The 17,191-nt window shown below is 56.7% G+C and carries 13 protein-coding genes; 3 read left to right on the top strand and 10 right to left on the bottom strand.

Going from position 1 to position 17,191, the window contains the following annotated elements; all coding sequences use genetic code 11:
• Positions 1-120 precede the first annotated feature (120 nt).
• From ACESMB_RS00695 to ACESMB_RS00730, 8 genes are all read right to left on the bottom strand, one after another.
• Positions 121-2,400 carry a diguanylate cyclase domain-containing protein gene (locus ACESMB_RS00695; RefSeq protein ID WP_372970705.1) on the bottom strand — a complete coding sequence of 760 codons (2,280 nt, stop codon included), beginning with the start codon at positions 2,398-2,400 and terminating at the stop codon, positions 121-123.
• A complete protein-coding gene (locus ACESMB_RS00700; RefSeq protein ID WP_372970706.1) occupies positions 2,397-3,356 on the bottom strand; it encodes an ABC transporter substrate-binding protein in 960 nt (319 codons plus the stop codon). The genes ACESMB_RS00695 and ACESMB_RS00700 overlap by 4 nt, the downstream gene beginning before the upstream one ends.
• A 105-nt stretch (positions 3,357-3,461) precedes the next feature.
• Positions 3,462-4,370: a lysine exporter LysO family protein gene (locus ACESMB_RS00705; RefSeq protein WP_372970707.1), complete on the bottom strand. Its 909-nt coding sequence runs from the start codon at positions 4,368-4,370 to the stop codon at positions 3,462-3,464.
• Positions 4,371-4,403: 33 nt separating this feature from the next.
• Positions 4,404-4,775, bottom strand: coding sequence for a hypothetical protein (locus ACESMB_RS00710; RefSeq protein ID WP_372970708.1), 372 nt, complete (start codon positions 4,773-4,775; stop codon positions 4,404-4,406).
• An 18-nt stretch (positions 4,776-4,793) separates the two neighbouring features.
• Entirely contained in the window at positions 4,794-5,114 is a 321-nt protein-coding gene (locus ACESMB_RS00715) for a DUF2288 domain-containing protein (protein WP_372970709.1), read from the bottom strand.
• Positions 5,115-5,116: 2 nt separating this feature from the next.
• Positions 5,117-5,512 carry a response regulator gene (locus ACESMB_RS00720; protein ID WP_372925444.1) on the bottom strand — a complete coding sequence of 132 codons (396 nt, stop codon included), beginning with the start codon at positions 5,510-5,512 and terminating at the stop codon, positions 5,117-5,119.
• On the bottom strand, positions 5,505-6,650 hold the full coding sequence (locus tag ACESMB_RS00725; RefSeq protein WP_372970710.1) for a response regulator: 1,146 nt from the start codon (positions 6,648-6,650) through the stop codon (positions 5,505-5,507). Before ACESMB_RS00725 ends, ACESMB_RS00720 begins: the two co-directional genes overlap by 8 nt.
• A gap of 12 nt (positions 6,651-6,662) precedes the next feature.
• Positions 6,663-8,357: a diguanylate cyclase gene (locus ACESMB_RS00730; protein WP_372970711.1), complete on the bottom strand. Its 1,695-nt coding sequence runs from the start codon at positions 8,355-8,357 to the stop codon at positions 6,663-6,665.
• Between the two features lie 142 nt (positions 8,358-8,499).
• Here ACESMB_RS00730 and ACESMB_RS00735 point away from each other — a divergent pair, with 142 nt between their 5' ends.
• Together ACESMB_RS00735 and ACESMB_RS00740 are read left to right on the top strand one after the other, a co-directional pair.
• A complete protein-coding gene (locus ACESMB_RS00735) occupies positions 8,500-10,275 on the top strand; it encodes a sensor histidine kinase (protein WP_372970712.1) in 1,776 nt (591 codons plus the stop codon).
• Positions 10,262-12,712: an ATP-binding protein gene (locus ACESMB_RS00740; protein WP_372970713.1), complete on the top strand. Its 2,451-nt coding sequence runs from the start codon at positions 10,262-10,264 to the stop codon at positions 12,710-12,712. The genes ACESMB_RS00735 and ACESMB_RS00740 overlap by 14 nt, the downstream gene beginning before the upstream one ends.
• Positions 12,713-12,744: 32 nt before the next feature.
• Here ACESMB_RS00740 and acnA read toward each other — a convergent pair whose 3' ends face one another.
• The gene (gene acnA, locus ACESMB_RS00745) at positions 12,745-15,504 is read right to left on the bottom strand and encodes an aconitate hydratase AcnA (protein WP_372970714.1); all 2,760 of its coding nucleotides are present in this window, start codon (positions 15,502-15,504) and stop codon (positions 12,745-12,747) included.
• 193 nt (positions 15,505-15,697) lie between these two features.
• Between acnA and ACESMB_RS00750 the strand changes: the two genes are divergently transcribed.
• Positions 15,698-16,078, top strand: a complete 381-nt coding sequence (locus ACESMB_RS00750; protein WP_372970715.1) for a diguanylate cyclase — start codon at positions 15,698-15,700, stop codon at positions 16,076-16,078.
• A gap of 77 nt (positions 16,079-16,155) precedes the next feature.
• On the opposite strand, the gene ACESMB_RS00755 is transcribed toward ACESMB_RS00750, so the two are convergent.
• Positions 16,156-17,191 (bottom strand): methyl-accepting chemotaxis protein (locus tag ACESMB_RS00755; protein WP_372970716.1); only part of this gene is annotated, 1,036 nt, incomplete at its 5' end.

Consider the following 17,191-nt stretch of genomic DNA (forward strand, 5'->3'; position numbering starts at 1 on the left):
CGGAGGGGTCTGCTAAGCTCAGGGTAAAACCACCTCCGGAGCCATGCACCCTGAAATGATCGCAACCCTGTTCCAGATTCTGGCCTGGCAACCAGCGACGGAGTTGCTCACCGGTGATACTCAGCCAGAGGGTGCCGAGAACCGGACATAGCGGTTGCGGCCCCGATGCTTGGCCTCATACATGGCCTGGTCTGCCTGGCGAAGCAATTGATCACCATCCAGCTGTTTCGCCTGCGGGTAGAGGGTATAGCCGATACTCGCCGATACTTCCACGGTGTGTCTGGCAACACGGACCGGATCGGCGACCCGGCCCAAAAGGCGTAACAGCAACCCTTGCAGCGAGGCCTCATCCTGGACGTTGATCACAATAGCCGCAAATTCGTCCCCGCCAAGCCGGGCGAGGGTGTCTTCTTCCCGCAGTACCGCCCGCATCCGTGAGGCAATTTCAATCAGCAGCTGGTCACCAGCATCGTGGCCGAAGGCATCATTCACCGGCTTGAACTCATCCAGGTCAATATACACCACCGCCAGTTTACTACCCTGCCGACGGCTCAGCGCCATGGCTTGTTGGAGCCGGTCCGAGAACAGAACCCGGTTCGGCAGCCCCGTCAGTGAATCATAATGAGCCATTACCCGAAGCCTCGTCTCCTGCTCCTTGAGCCGGGTAATGTCGCTGAAAATGCCGACGAAATGGGAGACTTCACCATGGTCCCCACGCACACTGCTGATGGTCACAGCCAGAACCAGAGACTCGCCGTTGTGGTGATTGCAGGAAAACTCGCCTGACCAGAAACCATGGGTGCGGGCACTGGAAAAGATGCCACTGCCTTCGTCCATCGGCAGCGGCGGCAGGCGCCCGATGGCACGAGTCTGGGGCCGGCCGGTGATTTCAAGATAGGCGTCGTTGGCATCAATCACGATGCCGTGGCTGTCGGTGATAAATATCGCCTCACGGGCATGATCAAACACGCTGGCAGCCAGACGCTGACGCTGTTCAGCCTGCTTGCGCCTGGTGATGTCATAAAGCGAACACAGAATAACCGGGCCGTTCTCACCTTCTCCATCAACTGGCGCCAGTGTCATATCAGCCCAGACTTCGGTCCCGTCCGAACGGTGCAGCATCCACTCACACCGTTCTACAAGCCCGCTTCTCACCCGTACCAGGATCTGCTCCATCTTGTGTCTGGACAGCTGGCCATCTGGCTGCAACTCGGGAGAAAAGGCCACCAGGCTCTTGCCGTACAGGGACGCATTCGAGGCATACCTGAGCAGGTCGACAGCAGCACGGTTAGTATTTACAAAGATATCATCCTGGATCAGCAACGCAGGCTGTGGCCAGTCACGAATCAGCTGTTTCAGACGACTCTGTTGGGCTGCCAGCTGGCGTTTACTCCGACCAAGCCACAATGAGCTGGCAAACAGCAAAGCAACCAGCACCAAAATGATTAAAACCCAGACGCGATACTGGTTAAGAACATCAACCCAGTTTACCCGAGGCATCTGATCGTACGGCGGCACACGGAGGGTCCGGGCCAGGTACTCAACCGACTGGTAGTCGGCAGGCGGGGAGAACCCGGTTATGCCCGCTGCCATCGCCGCCTCGTCCTCCGGTTCGATAGCAAACAGTGCGGATGCGACTCTGCGAACGTCTCGCTCATTCACGTGAGGCAGGGCCACCAATGGCCATTCAGGATAAAGGCGAGTGGATACAACGTAGGGGAAACCGGCAAGCGCCTGACGGTTCAGCACCTTTACCTGACTGAAGAGATCTGCGTCGGCCTGGGCCATCTCCTCCAGAATAGCGGTGCGGATGAAGCCGACATCCGATTTACCCGAAAGCACGGAACGGACAACCCGGTCGTGGGTATCCACGAAGCGCACGCGATTCTTCCGGCGGATATCGACCCCTGCGTCCAGCAACTCCAGGACCTGGGTCTGAAAACCACCAAGAAAATGAACCCCCGGAGAAGCAATACTTTTGTCCCGAAGGTCTTCCAGGCCATCAATATCTTCCCGCCCCGCCGCGGTAAAAATAACGCCGCCGAGGCTTGCAGTGGAAGTCTCTCCTGACTGCCTGACCAGCGTGGCAAGAACACCAGTCAGGCTTCGCTCGCTTCGTATCAGCAGAAAGTGACTGGGATTGGTTAGGAAGAAATCCAGCCTGTTGGCGGCAACCGCGAGGCTCATGTCCTGCTGGTTGAGCACTTCCAGCTCTACGTCCACACCGATCTCATCGGAGAGATAGCGCACCAGAGGCTCATACCGTTCGCGGATGATGTTATCAGGCCGGTAGGCAAACACGCCGAAGGCCAGCGTTTCCCGGGCAGAGACAAACGTACTTGTCAGACACCCGACAACAAAAAACACGGCCAGCAGAAAACGATGACGGCGAGCGATCAAGACACCCTCCGGGGCAGGAAAGCAGTATTGCAAAGGCCACGGAACCCGGGCTCATTGGTGATTATGCCCTCATCGAACATCAGCCGGGAGAGTGAGCGCGCCACGGATTCCACCCGCCCGGAGGCCGCAAGGTAGCGCTGATTGGCCGCAAGGTCCGGCAACATCACCGTTCCCAGCGCGTTCTTCACGTCCCCGGGCTGGATGCCCTGACGACTGGCAATCCGGTAAATGGAATCATGCATGCTCCGGACCATGTGCCGTAAGCCGGCAAAATGCCCCGCGACCAGATCACGAACTGCGCCGGGGTTACTGTCCACTGTGTCGCGGGTGACGACGAGAAGATCAAAAATGGTCTCCGGTATGGCGCTACTGTCGAAAAGCCGCAATCCGCCGTCGCTCTCGAGTGCCGAAACCGTGGGCTCGTAGCAGACAGAGGCGTCAACCTCCCTGCGCGACCAGGCCTCCGGATGCTGGTTCACCGGCAGATCAACCGCGACAATATCATCCCGCGAAAGACCCGCCACCTCGAGAATCTTCAGCAACAGAATGCCGGAAACACCGTCCAGTTCCACCGCTACCCGCTGCCCCCTGAGATCTGCCAGTTCAGCAATGTGCGGGCGGGCAACCAGGACATCAGCCCCGGCAGACACATCCGCGACGGCTACAACCACCAGCTCTGTACCCTGCGACCAGATTCTGATGGTTTCATCCAGGGTCAATGCTGCACCGCCGAGTTCACCGGAGAGCAGGCCGTCCATTGAATCCCTGGCGGAGGTGCCCGATCTGAGCGCGACAGAAGCCGGCAACCAGTCAAAATCGCGAGCCAGATACAGTGGCTCGTAACCGATCCAGGGATGGATTCCAAATGCCAGGGGCCCGGATTTGCTGCAGCCACCCAGTCCGGCCACAGAGAGACCAGTGGCTATTGATAAACCAAGAAAGTCACGGCGCTGCATCGGGTTTCCGGGCAATGTGAAATCAATTAACTTTTGTCAATAATCGAAAGCTTACTCTGTGACATGTTACCGGAACAACCGCAATATGCACTGCACCACGTCAATTTATCCCAACGACAGAAACACCGCCATCAACACCGGCGACAGAAACGACAGCAGAAAGCCGGAAGCGATGGCAACCGGTACGCAGGCAAGGCCGCCACTACTGCGGATTACGGGCAGCGTGAAATCCATGGCGGTGGCTCCGCCATAACCGATGGCCATGGCCGGCCGACTGGCAATCAGCAGGGGAATAATGGCCAGCGCTATGATTTCCCGCAGGACATCGTTCAGAAAAGCAACACCGCCCCAGGCAGGGCCGAGGGCATCGCCAATCACAATACCCGACAGGGAATACCAGCCAAAACCCGAGGCCATGGCAAGCACGTCGTGCCATGGCAAGTCCAGCCAGGGAATCAACACAACCCCGGCCACCAGGGAGCTCAGGGTGAGTGAGAGCGCAATGCCCAGGCCCTGACGATTCATCAGCAGTTTTCGCAGCGACAGGCCCGCGTTACGCAGCTGGATGCCGATCAGAAAAAGCAGCAGCATCAGTGCCCAGGTCGCTACCTGCTCTGCCATGGGCATGTCCGGCAACAGATAATAACCGGCAAGCAGGCCGGCCATAACCGCCAGCAAGGGCTTCAGGCCCGCGAGAAACAGTCGACGGTAGCCGGAACGGACCTCGCCTTCCGGGCGCTCGACGGTCATGGGTTGCCAGCGATGGAACAGCCACAGGCCCGCCATGTTCGCCAGCAACAACACACACACCAGAGCAAGAACCTGGACAGCCATGCCCCCCAACTGGGCAGACAGACCCTCCATCTGGCCAAGACCAAGCCCCAATAGCGCCAGGATGAAATAGATCAGTCCTTCGACGCTGTAATGAATAGCCGTCATCAGGTGACGGTTTTCCAGTGCCAGGGCAAACCCCAGAAAAAGCGGTGCCAGAATCAGCAATGCGCCGGTCAGCATGAAACCCTCGGAAATGTTCGTGAATGGTGCAGCTCAGCCGATGGGCTCGTACTGGTCCGGATCAAAATGGAAATCGCCGGCGCTGGAATTACGGTCAACGCGTATGGTGCGAGCAAGGCGCTGGGCCATGACCGACCAGACCACGTAATCGTGGGGCTGGGGCTGATAATCCTGCCCCATCAGCGCGCCCGCGATACTTCGCAAAACCCCTTCTGCCCGTGCTATTGAGCGATAGGGACCCTGGCACCGGTGCTTCTCGGGCTGGCCACCCATTGCGCCACTGAGTGCCACCAGCGCCCAGGTTTCCTCACCAATGGGTTTGATGAAAAGCTCGACCCGGCGCTGATCCCGGATCATCACCAGTGCCCGCAGAGGGCCACGACCGTGAAAATAATGCAGTTTCACGGTGCCAGACCTGAACAATCAGTGGAGCACATGGCCGGACCTGTCCTGCACCAGAACCCAGGGTGCAATCACCACTGCCCACAGTTCGGTGTTCCCGTCATACCAGTGGCGGGCAAGATCCGGGGCGACATCGCCCACCTGTCCTGCTTTCATCCAGCTTTCGAAGCGGGTCGTGTTATCGGCCGCCAGTTCTGCTGCGACGTCCAGCAAGTCCAGCTCCGGACCAACCTTAACAACATGTCCGCGGGCATAGTAAACCTGAAGGTCATGCCAGTTGATCCGGGAGGTTTCCAGATTCAGTTTTTTCTTGAGTTCTTCCGGAGAATCTCGAAGGGTCATATTCAAACCTTGGATGTCCATATGTCACGTATCTGGTCCGCCAGGGTCATGGGGTCGAAGGGCTTGGGTATCACCTCAACAGCCCCCAGTTCCCTGTAGAACGCTATCTCTTCAGTTTGCACCTTGGCGGTCATGAATACCACCGGCCTGCCCTGCAAAGCAGGGATCTGCTGCATGGCATGGAAAGTTGAGGGGCCATCCATGCCCGGCATCATAACATCCAGAAGTATCAGCTCGGGTGCGAAATCGGGCCCTTCAAGGAGCGCTTCCTGGCCCGAGCTGCAGCTTTTGACTGAGAACCCACCAACCGTTTCCAGGGCCAGTTCGGCCACTGCCCTGATGTCGGCGTCATCCTCTACATAAAGGATTCGCTGAAGTTCCTCGCCTTGCTCAGCCATCATGACTCTCCAGACTGTGGTCGTTCAGTCCCAACCGCCTTAACAGGCGCAGACACTCTTCGCCGTGACTCTCACCGTCTACCATCAATGCAGATGCACGCATAATCAATTTCGCCTCGCTGGTGGCATCACGTGGCAGAAAGTGGACGGCGCCAGTCAATTCCCTTAACTGCAGCGGCAAGTGCCATTGCACCTTGAGACGGTTGCCGTAACTCTGCGCCCATGCCTGCAATCCGTGTTCAATCTGGTCATCGGCAATTGAACCCTTGCGATCCAGAAATTGCTGCATAACCTTGAGCACCGCAAGCTCTCCCACCCGGCTGAGCAGAGCCGCAGTGTGTACTTCGGAGTGATCGGCATCCACTCTCAGCGCAATGCGCTCCGCCTCGCTGGCGACTTTTCTGGATGTATCAACAAATCCGGCCGCGATCCCGGCAAGACGGCTGTCCCGTAATTGCCCGGATATATCAAGCGACAAAGCCATGGCCTGCTGCAGCGCCCTGTCTACCCCCATGGAGGCAATGGCATCCTTGAGATTTTTGACCGGCTCACCGGTTTTCTGAAGCGAAGCGCTGTTCGCCACATCCAGCAGTCGTGTTGCCAAAGCCACCTCTGCGCTCCAACGTTCCGTAAGCTGAGACACCGAGAGATCATCTCTGCGCTCAAGCAACTCAACAACCTTCACCGCTTCAAACGCGGCAGGAAGCTGGATCACAGAATCCATCGAGGTCCGTAAAAGCTCATCGAGATCCGGCTGGATTGCTGCCTGAACATCGTCGGGATCCACCAGCGCCGTCAACCTTTCGTGCAACAACGAGACATCAAAAGGCTTGCTGATATAGCCACTGATACCGTAGTGCTCAGCTTTGAGCACGGAATCCCGATCCGCCCGGCCAGAAATCATCACAATCGCCGAATCCGCGTCGTTTTCGCGGACAGCCTTAACAAGATCAAGACCCGACCCGTCTGGCAGATTCCAGTCGATGATCATCAGATCAGCTCCGTTTTTCGACCAGTGCTCCAGCGCCGTTGCAACAGAAGGTGTCACAAAAACGGCGCCGCCCGGATAGAGCCCGTCAACCACCGTTTCTATCAGGTCAGCCAGCAATACGTCGTCTTCAAGAATCAATGCTTTCATAAGGCTAGCGCTTCAGACCTGTTGGAAAACGGTTACGCCATTGCGGCCGGATGTCTTTCGTTCATACAGTGCCTGATCGGCCGCATCCAGTGCATCACTGCCGGCAGCAAATTCGCCCAGAGCAGCGACGCCGGCACTCAGGGTAACCGACAGATCTCCATCAGGCGTGGCGAAGGATATATCCGCAAAAGCGACGCAGATCTGGGCCAGCACCTTCCGCGCTTCATCCGTTGTACATTCAGGCAGAATGACCGCGAATTCCTCTCCCCCATAGCGCCCTATCAGGTCTGTTGAGCGCAGGCGGTTCCTGAGCAGGTTGGCGAGCGCCTTGATGACAACATCACCCGTTCGGTGACCATACTGGTCGTTGACAGCCTTGAAGTGGTCGAGGTCCAGCATCGCGACTGACGACACGTGGGACATTCGCTGGCATCTGGCGTACTCGTTTTCAACCTCCTGCTTGATCACAGAATGCTTCAACAATCCGGTGAGGCTGTCTTTTATAAGGAGTTCGTTGAGTTGTCGCGCGCGATAACAGCGGATCTGCGCTGTCCGGACGAGAAAGTCGTCAGACACCGGTTTGGTGATGAACTCATCCGCCCCTTTTGCCAGGGCTTCAAGCTGTATGTGCCTGTCCTGCTCAGATGACAGGTAAACGATAGGCAGGCTGACCCACTCCGGGTCAAAGCGAATCATTTTGGCGACGGTGGTTCCCGAGTAGCTTCCCATGCGCACATCCAGAAGCATGATATCCGGGCGAAACTCGGACAGCTCGGAAAGGACTACCTCAGGGTCACTGACTGCCCTGACCCGAAAACCTGCATTTTCCAGAACGGCTCCGTAATGGGCAACCAGATGCTTGTCATCATCGAGAATCAGTATCTTCCCGGAAATCCTCTCACTCTGCTCACTGGCCAGCCGCTCAATCCGTTCTGCCAGTTGTGGCGCATCAATCGGTTCCGGAAAAAATGCGTCTGCTCCGGCATCCGCCAATGCGTAGCGGCTTCTGAAATCATCGTGGTGCCCCAGGCACAGTAGCGGTGGTTTTGGCACTCCGCCGGCAGATACAATTGATTCAAGAACCCGCGACACCCGGGGAAGGCTTTCCTCACTGGTCACTACCGTTGTCATTCCGGGTTCATTTCCAATCGACAGGGAATCGACGCCCCGTCGCGATATCGAAAATCCGTAGTTGGAGAGCGCGTGCTCCAGGAAAACCGACTCCGCTTGCGGCAGCCCGCACAGAATAACCAGAATATCCGGATCCGATTCGCCGGTTTTGCGACTGGAGTGCCCCTGGATTCCCGCAGCATCCTTCGCCAGCTCATCCGTTAAATCCAGCAGCGAACGCAAACCTTCTATGCCCTCGATAACCTCGAACAGGGGCTGAGTGTTCGCCTCCGAACGATTGAAATCATCCGTCGCCAATTCGTCCTGCTCTACCAAAGGCTTCAGGCGCTGCTCAAGCCGACGTGCCTGATTACCGAGCGCGGTATATCCGAAGGTTCCTGCGGAACCGGCCAGCCGATGCAGTATGCCGTAGGTCGATGCGATATCTTCTGCTCTGCCGGACCCTGCCTGCTCGCCCCGAGACAGGCGGGAAACAACCTCTGCCAACAGGTCGAGTTCGCCTTCTGCCTTTTTACGAAAGCTCAAGCGCAGGCGAGCAAGTTTGTCGGCGACACCCGCTGGTGCATTTCCGTCCATAAAAGGTCTGACACCTCAAACTTTTGATGATAAAACGGCGCTAATTCCGCTAACCTTTGTTAATAACAAAACATTGTCCTGCAAAACGCAACAGCGAGGAACCCCATTGCAGCCAGGTAAACCTCTTTCTCTCGGTAGCCGGGTGGCCTTGATCATCATCGGTGGCAGCCTGTTGGCCGTTATCGCTATTGTCGCCACTGCCTATCAGGGCATGGTTAAAGACTTCGAGAATTTGCTGACCCAGCGCCAGATACTGGAAGCGGAAAGAACGTCAGACCGGGTCAATCAGAAACTCCAGCTCCGCCTGAATGCTCTGTCCGCCCTTGCAGGACAACTAGCCAGCGAAAATCGCCTGCCCTCCCCTGCTGACCTTGAGGAAGCTCTGGGGCGGCAAACGAATCTTCGCGACCTGCTGCCGGGCGGTCTGCTGGTGTTCGATGAGGAGGCGCGCGCGGTCGCTGAAAATATCTATGTTCCCGACCGGATTGGCACCCAGTACCTGGACCGCCCCCATTTTCAGGAAGCACTGAGACACCGGCGCCCCATAGTCAGCAAACCCATAATCGGCCGCACAACAGGCATACCGCTGTTGTCGTTTCTGGCGCCGATCGAAACCGATGAGCAGGATTTGCTGGGGTTTGTTGGTGGCATACTGGATCTCGGTGAAACAAGCCTGTTATCGGAGCATGATCAGGCCGGCCTGCGAAATTCCGAGAGCATTGAGATAATCATCGATACGGAAAATTTTCTGTATGTCGATTACGGACAGGGCTCAAAGCGCATAAGGCCATTACCTCCCCCCGGTGCCGACCCACTGACCGACGCTGCCCTTTCCGGCATTACTTTCGGGCAGGTTGAGAACCGGCAGGGCCAGACTCTTATATATGCGATCAATCACCTGCAGAGGTTGGGGTGGATATTCGTTCGCGCAGTACCCTACGATCAGGCCACAACGCCGGCCAGACAGTCCTTTATCCGCTTTTCCGGAATCAGCCTGCTGATCGCCCTGATCCTGGCCCTATTCAGCTATGTCCTGGTCAGATACACCATGTCACCACTGGACCGGATGACCATGCGGATACAACGCATGGCTGAAAAACCGGAGTCCGCGATGCGTCTCAGGGTAACCGGCACTCCCGAGCTCAAAAGCCTGGCAATGGCATTTAACAGACTGCTGGAGGAGCGGGACAACCTCGCAAAGCTCAAAGACCACTTCATGTCTTCTGTCAGCCATGAACTACGCACGCCACTCACATCCATGAGCGGTGCTCTGAAACTACTCTCCTCAGGTACTCTTGGGCCACTGAATAACAAGAGCCAGGAAATGGCCAATCTCGCACTACGAAATGGAGAACGCTTACAGCTGTTGATTTCCGATCTGCTGGATTTCAACAAACTCTCGGATGGAAGCCTCAAAGTACGCATCCAGAGTGAAGCCCTTGAACCAATTCTGGATGCGGCCATCGCCGACAATGTCGCCATGGCCGCAGAACATGGAGTGCAGCTTGAGTCTGAAGCAAGTGTTCCGGTAAAACTGCTTTGCGACAAGCACCGGATGCGACAGATTCTCGACAACTTTATCAGTAATGCCATCAAATACTCGCCTCAGGGCGGCATCGTCAAGATAACGGCCGAGAGACGTTCACCAGAGCGGGTTCGAATCACTGTCAGCGACCAGGGCTCCGGGGTGCCGGATTCCTTTGCCGACAGCGTCTTCAAGCGATTTGCGCAGGCAGAAACCGGCACCGCCCGGTCCGTCAAAGGCACGGGGCTGGGGCTTGCAATAAGTGACGAGCTGGCAAGACTGATGCGTGGTGCTGTTGGCTATTACAATGACCGGGGCGCGCATTTCTGGGTTGACGTTCCGGTTTCTCGCGACACCGGCTCAACAGGGGAGCAGACCAATGAAAGCACCTGAAACACCGGCCAACGAATCAGCGCGGCTACACGCTCTGGAGGACTCCGCGCTGCTCGATACCCCCGCGGAAGAGCGGTTTGACCGGTTGACGCGTATTGCGAGACTCGCATTCAGCGCCCCCATTGCCCTGGTATCATTGGTTGATGAAAAAAGGCAGTGGTTCAAATCCTGCCAGGGTCTTGATGCCAGCCAGACATCACGGGACATTTCATTCTGTGGGCACGCTATCCTCAGCGACCAGGTTTTCACCGTCGAAGACACCCGCCTTGATTCTCGCTTCTCCGATAACCCCCTTGTTACAGGACCGCCCTGGATTCGCTTCTACGCCGGTGCGCCGATCCATGACCAACAGGGGTACCGCCTGGGCACACTCTGCATCATTGATACCCGTTCCCGGTCGCTTGACTCTGCACAAGAAGAACTTCTCAAGGAGCTTGCACGGTGTGTTGAAGAGGAAATCAGTGATTTTGAGGCGCGAAAGGCCCGTCAGCAGCAACTGCACAAAACGCGAACTCTGAGCGCCCTGAACAGGCTCGCACTCGATGCAAATGGCTCCCTGGAACAGAAAATAACCATGGCTCTGGATCTGGGCCTGGATCACCTGGGTCTGGAAACCGGCATCGTCAGCGAAATCAACGGAGAGACATATACCGTCCGATGGTTCCAGGCACCGGAACATTCTGTACTGGAGGCCGGGCTATCAATGCCGGTAGAGAAAACCTATTGCGCGCTGATGCTCGAGAAGCGCGACCACCTCGCAATCAGCCATATGGCCCGTTCCGAATATAGCAATCAGCCCTGCTATACCGAGCAGGGTCTGGAGACCTATGTTGCCGCGCCCATCGAGTTCGGTGAGAAATTGTTCGGTACCCTCAATTTTTCATCAGCTTTGCCAAGAGCAACGCCTTTTTCAGACCTCGATCGCCTTTTCATTGTTGGGCTGGCCCAGTGGATCGCAGTCCTTCTCCAGCAACATGTCCACGAGGACACCCTGAAAAAATTATCGGTCAACGTGCCCGGAATGCTCTACCAGTATCAGCGTTACCAGGACGGCCGCTCAAGGTTTCCCTACAGCAGTGAAGGTATACGCAACATCTACGGCGTTTCGCCGGAATCAGTCGCCGAAGATGCCAGCAAGGCGTTCGACGCAATTCATCCGGAAGACATTGATCAAGTGGCCGAGTCAATCCGGCGATCACAGGAATTAATGGATGTCTGGGAGTGTCAGTACCGGGTCAAGGGGGCAGAGGAGGCCTGGAAGTGGGTCGAAGGCCGGGCCACACCGGAACGGCGGCCAGATGGCAGTTCGGTCTGGCACGGATTTATTGCCAACATCGATGAGAGAAAGCGGGCTCAGCTGGCGTTGCAGGAAAGTGAGAAGCAACTGAGGGCCTTTTTCGAACTTTCGCCGATCGGTATTCTGCTGACCGGTTTCTACAGCGGGCGAAACCGTGATGTAAACGCAGCACTTATGGAGTTCACCGGTTACTCCAGGTCAGAATTCATGACGATGGGATACTGGGATGTGACACCCGAGGAATATGAGAGCAGGAAGCTCCAGGGCACAGCCGATCTTAAAGAACGCGGTCGCTATGGCCCCTTTGAACAGGAATTCATTCATAAAGACGGTACCCGATTCCCCGTTCTGATTCAGGGCGTTCTGGTGGAACAGTCCGGTGACGAACCACTGATTTGGTCATTGATAGAGGATATTTCCGAGCGCAGGAGAATGGAGAAGCTCAAAAATGAATTTGTCTCCACCGTCAGCCATGAGCTGCGCACACCACTGACCTCCATAGCGGCTTCCCTGAACCTGGTCGCATCGGGAGTTGCGGGACCATTGACGGACAAGGCCCGAAACATGCTTGAAATTGCCAATCGTAACAGCCAACAGCTGACTCATCTGGTCAACGACCTGCTGGACATTGAAAAACTGGCGGCCGGCAAAATGACGTTCAATACATACGTGCAGCCATTGGCGGATGTTCTGCAACAAACCATAGAAAACTACAGGGATTATGGCACCAGACGCGGTATAGGGATTCACCACGGCGAACTGCCGAAAGAACTCTATGCCAACATTGATCCTCAGCGATTATCACAGGCGGTTGGCAACCTGCTTTCCAATGCGGTGAAGTTTTCACCTGACCAGGGCAGAGTTGAAGTGTCTCTGAAGCAGGCCGATGGCAATGCCCTTATTGAGGTAACCGACTTTGGTAAAGGTGTACCAGAGGATTTCAGGAACCGGATTTTCGAGAAGTTTGCCCAGGCTGATGGTTCGAACACGCGCATCGGTGGCGGCACCGGCCTCGGGCTTGCCATTACCCGCGAACTGATAGAAAGAATGAAAGGTTCCGTCGGGTTTCGTTCCAGGGAAGGCATCGGATCGACGTTCTGGATCGAGCTGCCCCAGAGCAAACCAACGCAGCGAGACTGACCAGGGAGAGGACCCTGGTCAGTCCCTGACCGTCACGCAGATTTCAGCATTTCCCGCACCACATAGTGCAGGATGCCACCATGGCGGTAATACACCGCCTCATTAGCGGTGTCGATCCGTGATTTCAGTTCACAGGTTTCGCTGGAACCATCCTTGTATTTCACCGTCATCCTCAGGGTCTGGCCTGGCTTGATATCGCCGGACAGTCCTTCAATGCTGATGGTTTCCTCGCCGGTGAGCTTCAGGCTCTTGCGATCCGTGCCCTCCGGGAACTGTAACGGCATCACGCCCATCCCGATCAGGTTGGAGCGGTGGATCCTCTCATAGGATTCCGCCACCACGGCCTTGACACCCAGCAGACGGGTACCCTTGGCAGCCCAGTCCCGGCTGGAGCCGGTGCCGTACTCCTTGCCCGCGATAACAACCAGGGGCGTGTCTTCTTCCTGGTATTTCATCGCCGCATCGTAGATGGGCATCTGTTCACCGGACGGGATGTGCCTGGTGAAACCGCCTTCCACGCCATCGAGCATCTCGTTCCTGATACGCACGTTGGCGAAGGTACCGCGCATCATCACCTCGTGGTTACCCCTGCGCGAACCGTAGGAGTTGAAGTCTTTCGGCTCGACACCGTGCTTCTGCAGGTATTTGCCCGCGGGGGTGTCAGCCTTGAAGGACCCAGCAGGGGAAATATGGTCTGTGGTAACCGAGTCCCCAAGAAGGGCAAGGATATTCGCATCCTTGATGTCGTCAATGGCATCCGGCTCTTCCTTCAGGCCCTGGAAGAAGGGCGGATGCTGGATATAGGTGGACTTGCCGGACCACTCGTATACCTTGCTTTCCGGCACCTTGATGGCCTTCCAGGTGGCGTCGCCATCGAAGACTTCGGCATATTCCTTGTGGAACATGTCGGTTTTGACTTTCTCCACCGCCTCGGCAATCTCCTGCTGGCTCGGCCACAGGTCCTTAAGGTAAACCGGGTTGCCGTTCCTGTCTTCGCCCAGGGGATCCTTTGAAAGGTCCAGCCGGACGTTTCCGGCCAGCGCATACGCCACTACCAGCGGCGGGGAGGCAAGCCAGTTGGTTTTCACCAGTGGGTGCACCCGGCCTTCGAAATTCCGGTTACCAGACAGTACCGAGGCAACGGTCAGTTCACCATCGGCAATCGCCTTTTCAACGGCGTCTGGCAGCGGGCCGGAATTACCGATACAGGTGGTGCAACCATAACCCACCAGGTTGAAGCCAAGTTTGTTCAGGTCATCCTGGAAGCCACCCACTTTCAGGTAGTCGGTCACCACCTTTGAGCCGGGAGCCAGCGATGTCTTCACCCAGGGTTTGGTCTCCAGACCCTTCGCTACCGCTTTCTGGGCAATCAGGCCGGCAGCCATCATCACGCTGGGGTTGGAGGTATTGGTACAGGAGGTGATGGCCGCAATAACCACGGCCCCGGGATCCAGCCGGCTTTTTTCACCGTTCATTTCCAGCGGCTGGCTGGCGGCATGCTCATAGCTGTCCTGCACTCCGACTGCCGTCTGCCCTCCTTCGGATTCCAGGTTGCTCTCGCGCGACTCCGCCGGGCCTTCAGCGGTTTCCATCAACAGCTCGAACGATGCCTTCATGTTTCGCAGGGCCACCCGGTCCTGGGGGCGTTTGGGGCCGGCCAGGCTGGCCTCGACTTCACCCATATCCAGTTCCAGGTTGTCGGTGTAGACCGGCTCCTGGCCGGGTTGGCGCCACAATCCCTGGGCCTTGGCATAGGCCTCGACCAGTTCAAGTTGTGCTTCTTCGCGGCCAGTCAGTTTCATGTACCGAATCGTCTGCTCATCCACCGGGAAGAAACCACAGGTGGCGCCGTATTCAGGCGCCATATTGGCTATGGTGGCACGGTCGGCGACAGGCATGTCCTTCAGACCGTCACCGTAGAATTCCACGAATTTACCCACCACGCCTTTCTTGCGAAGCATTTCTGTAACCGTCAGTACCAGGTCGGTGGCGGTAATGCCTTCGCGGAGCTTGCCGGTAATCTTGAAACCGATTACTTCCGGAATCAGCATGGATACAGGCTGGCCCAGCATCGCCGCTTCCGCTTCGATACCGCCAACACCCCAGCCAAGGATACCCAGGCCATTGATCATGGTGGTGTGTGAATCGGTTCCAACCAGGGTATCCGGATAGGCGATGGTCTTCCCGTCCTGATCCTTGCTCCAGACCGTTTTGCCCAGATACTCCAGATTTACCTGGTGACAGATACCGGTGCCCGGCGGTACCACGCGGAAGTTGTCGAAGGCCTGCTGGCCCCAGCGCAGGAACTCGTAGCGCTCCTGGTTGCGCTCCATCTCGATGGTCACGTTGTCCTTGAACGCCGAGGCATCACCGAAATTGTCCACCATCACCGAGTGGTCAATCACCAGATCCACAGGTGAAAGTGGATTGATCATCGCCGGATCCTTGCCGGCATCCTTGACCGCCTCACGCATCGCGGCCAGATCCACCACCCCCGGCACGCCGGTAAAATCCTGCATCAGTACACGGGCGGGTCGGAACTGGATCTCGGTGTCCGATTTGCGGTTTTTCATCCACTCGACCATGGCATCGATGTGGCCCCTGTCCACGGTGGTGTCATCCTCGTTCCGCAGCAGGTTCTCCAGTAGCACTTTCAGGGAGAAGGGCAGCTTGTCTATGTTGCCCAGAGTATCCGCCGCCTTCGGCAGGCTGTAGTAATGGTAGGTTTTACCGCCAGCCTCAAGGCTGGAAAGGGTATTGAGACTGTCTTTGCTCAGACTTTGTTTCGACATAAGGTGCCTCCTATTTCATTATCCGAAAAGTCCGGAAGGCTTTGCGGGAGCCTTTGCGTCAGCCCACTCCACTATTGAACGGAAAACTGACGCAAAGACTCCAGCGATGGAAGTCATCTATAACTATTGCACTGATTAACGAGACTTCAACCACAGGCCCGTGAATGTTCGAAATTAATGGCATGAATGGAGGGTGGTCGAGTTTGCCAACAAGGGCTTCGAAATCATCACCGGGTATACACCGACAGAAGTGATCGGCCGCAAACCGTCAGTGCTCAAGTCCGGGAAAAACGACGACGTTTTCTACAGGGACCTCTGGCGACATCTGACCGATCAGGTATTCGAGGAACTGAAGCTTCGGGAGCAGGCCTCACACGATTCACTGGCCGATATTGACGATTTCAAGCCTGTAAATGACAGGTTTGGCCATCAGAGGGGCGATGACATTATCAAGACCGTTGCCAACATCCTGTTGGCAGAGACCCGTAAAACCGATAAGTGCATCCGCTGGGGTGGCGAGGAATTTATCGTACTTCTGCCTTTCTGCGGACTTGCCAGAGTCCGGGCCCGGTGACACACCCTCAGGCATTCTGGAGCGTGTTGATCAGTTGCTTTACCAGCCCAAGGAAAATGGCAAGAACCGGGTGAGCTCTAGTCAACCCGGTATCGATTAACCAGCTCGTCCACACCGCCGACGACGCGCTCAAGCTCCTCCGACATTTGCTGAACACCGCTGGCTTCCTCTGCCACCTTGGTATTACGGGTGGCTACAGAGTGAATGCTCTCGTTGATCTGAACAGACGTCGCAGACTGCTCTTCACAGGCAGAAGCAATCTGGTCATTCATATTGCTGACCGCACCGATGGCTTCCTCAATCCGGCTGATCGCTTCGGCCGCGTCGCTGATCGCACGGTTGGATTCGCCGGAGCGGCTCTGGCCCATCTCCATGGCCGCATGGGTCGCCTCTGACAGACTTTTCAGCTCGTCTACGGTGGTGCGGATTTCGCTGGTGAACTCCTGCGTGCGCTTGGAGAGGGAACGCACTTCATCGGCTACTACCGCAAATCCGCGCCCATGTTCGCCGGCACGGGCCGCTTCTATGGCGGCATTCAGCGCCAGCAGGTTGGTCTGATCCGAAATATCGTTGATAGAACCCGTTACCCGGGCAATCGATTCCACTTTCTCCGAAAGCTGGCTTACCATACGGCTGCTGTCACCCAGCGCCTGGTTGGTAGCCTCGGTCATGGTGCGGGCGCTGTCCATGGCCTTGCTGCCGGCGTTCGACGCCCTGGAGGCATCAGCCGAAGCCTCGGAGGCCAGCTGCGCGTTTTGCGCCACTTCCTGAACGCTGGCAGCCATCTGGTTGGTTGCCGTGGCAACCTGATCCGCCTGCTGTTGCTGCTGTTCCACGTACTTTCGCGTGCTCTTGCTGGCGCTGGCGAGCTGCTCGGCATTGTGGCGCAGTACCCCGGAAAATTCCCGCAGTTGCCGGATCAACGCGCCGGACTGTTCCATCATCTGGTTGAACGAAAGCGCGCTGACATTCTGATTCTGAGCCGGCAACCGTCCCCGCAGGTCCTTGTCCTGATCAAATTCGTGGACAATGGTGATCATTTGCAGGGTCTGTTGCTTTTCCACACCCATTCGCAGGGCAAAGAACACCAGAATACCGGCTTCAAACACCACG

The organism is Marinobacter sp. (genome assembly GCF_041686475.1).
In the GTDB taxonomy this organism is placed as follows: Bacteria; Pseudomonadota; Gammaproteobacteria; order Pseudomonadales; family Oleiphilaceae; genus Marinobacter.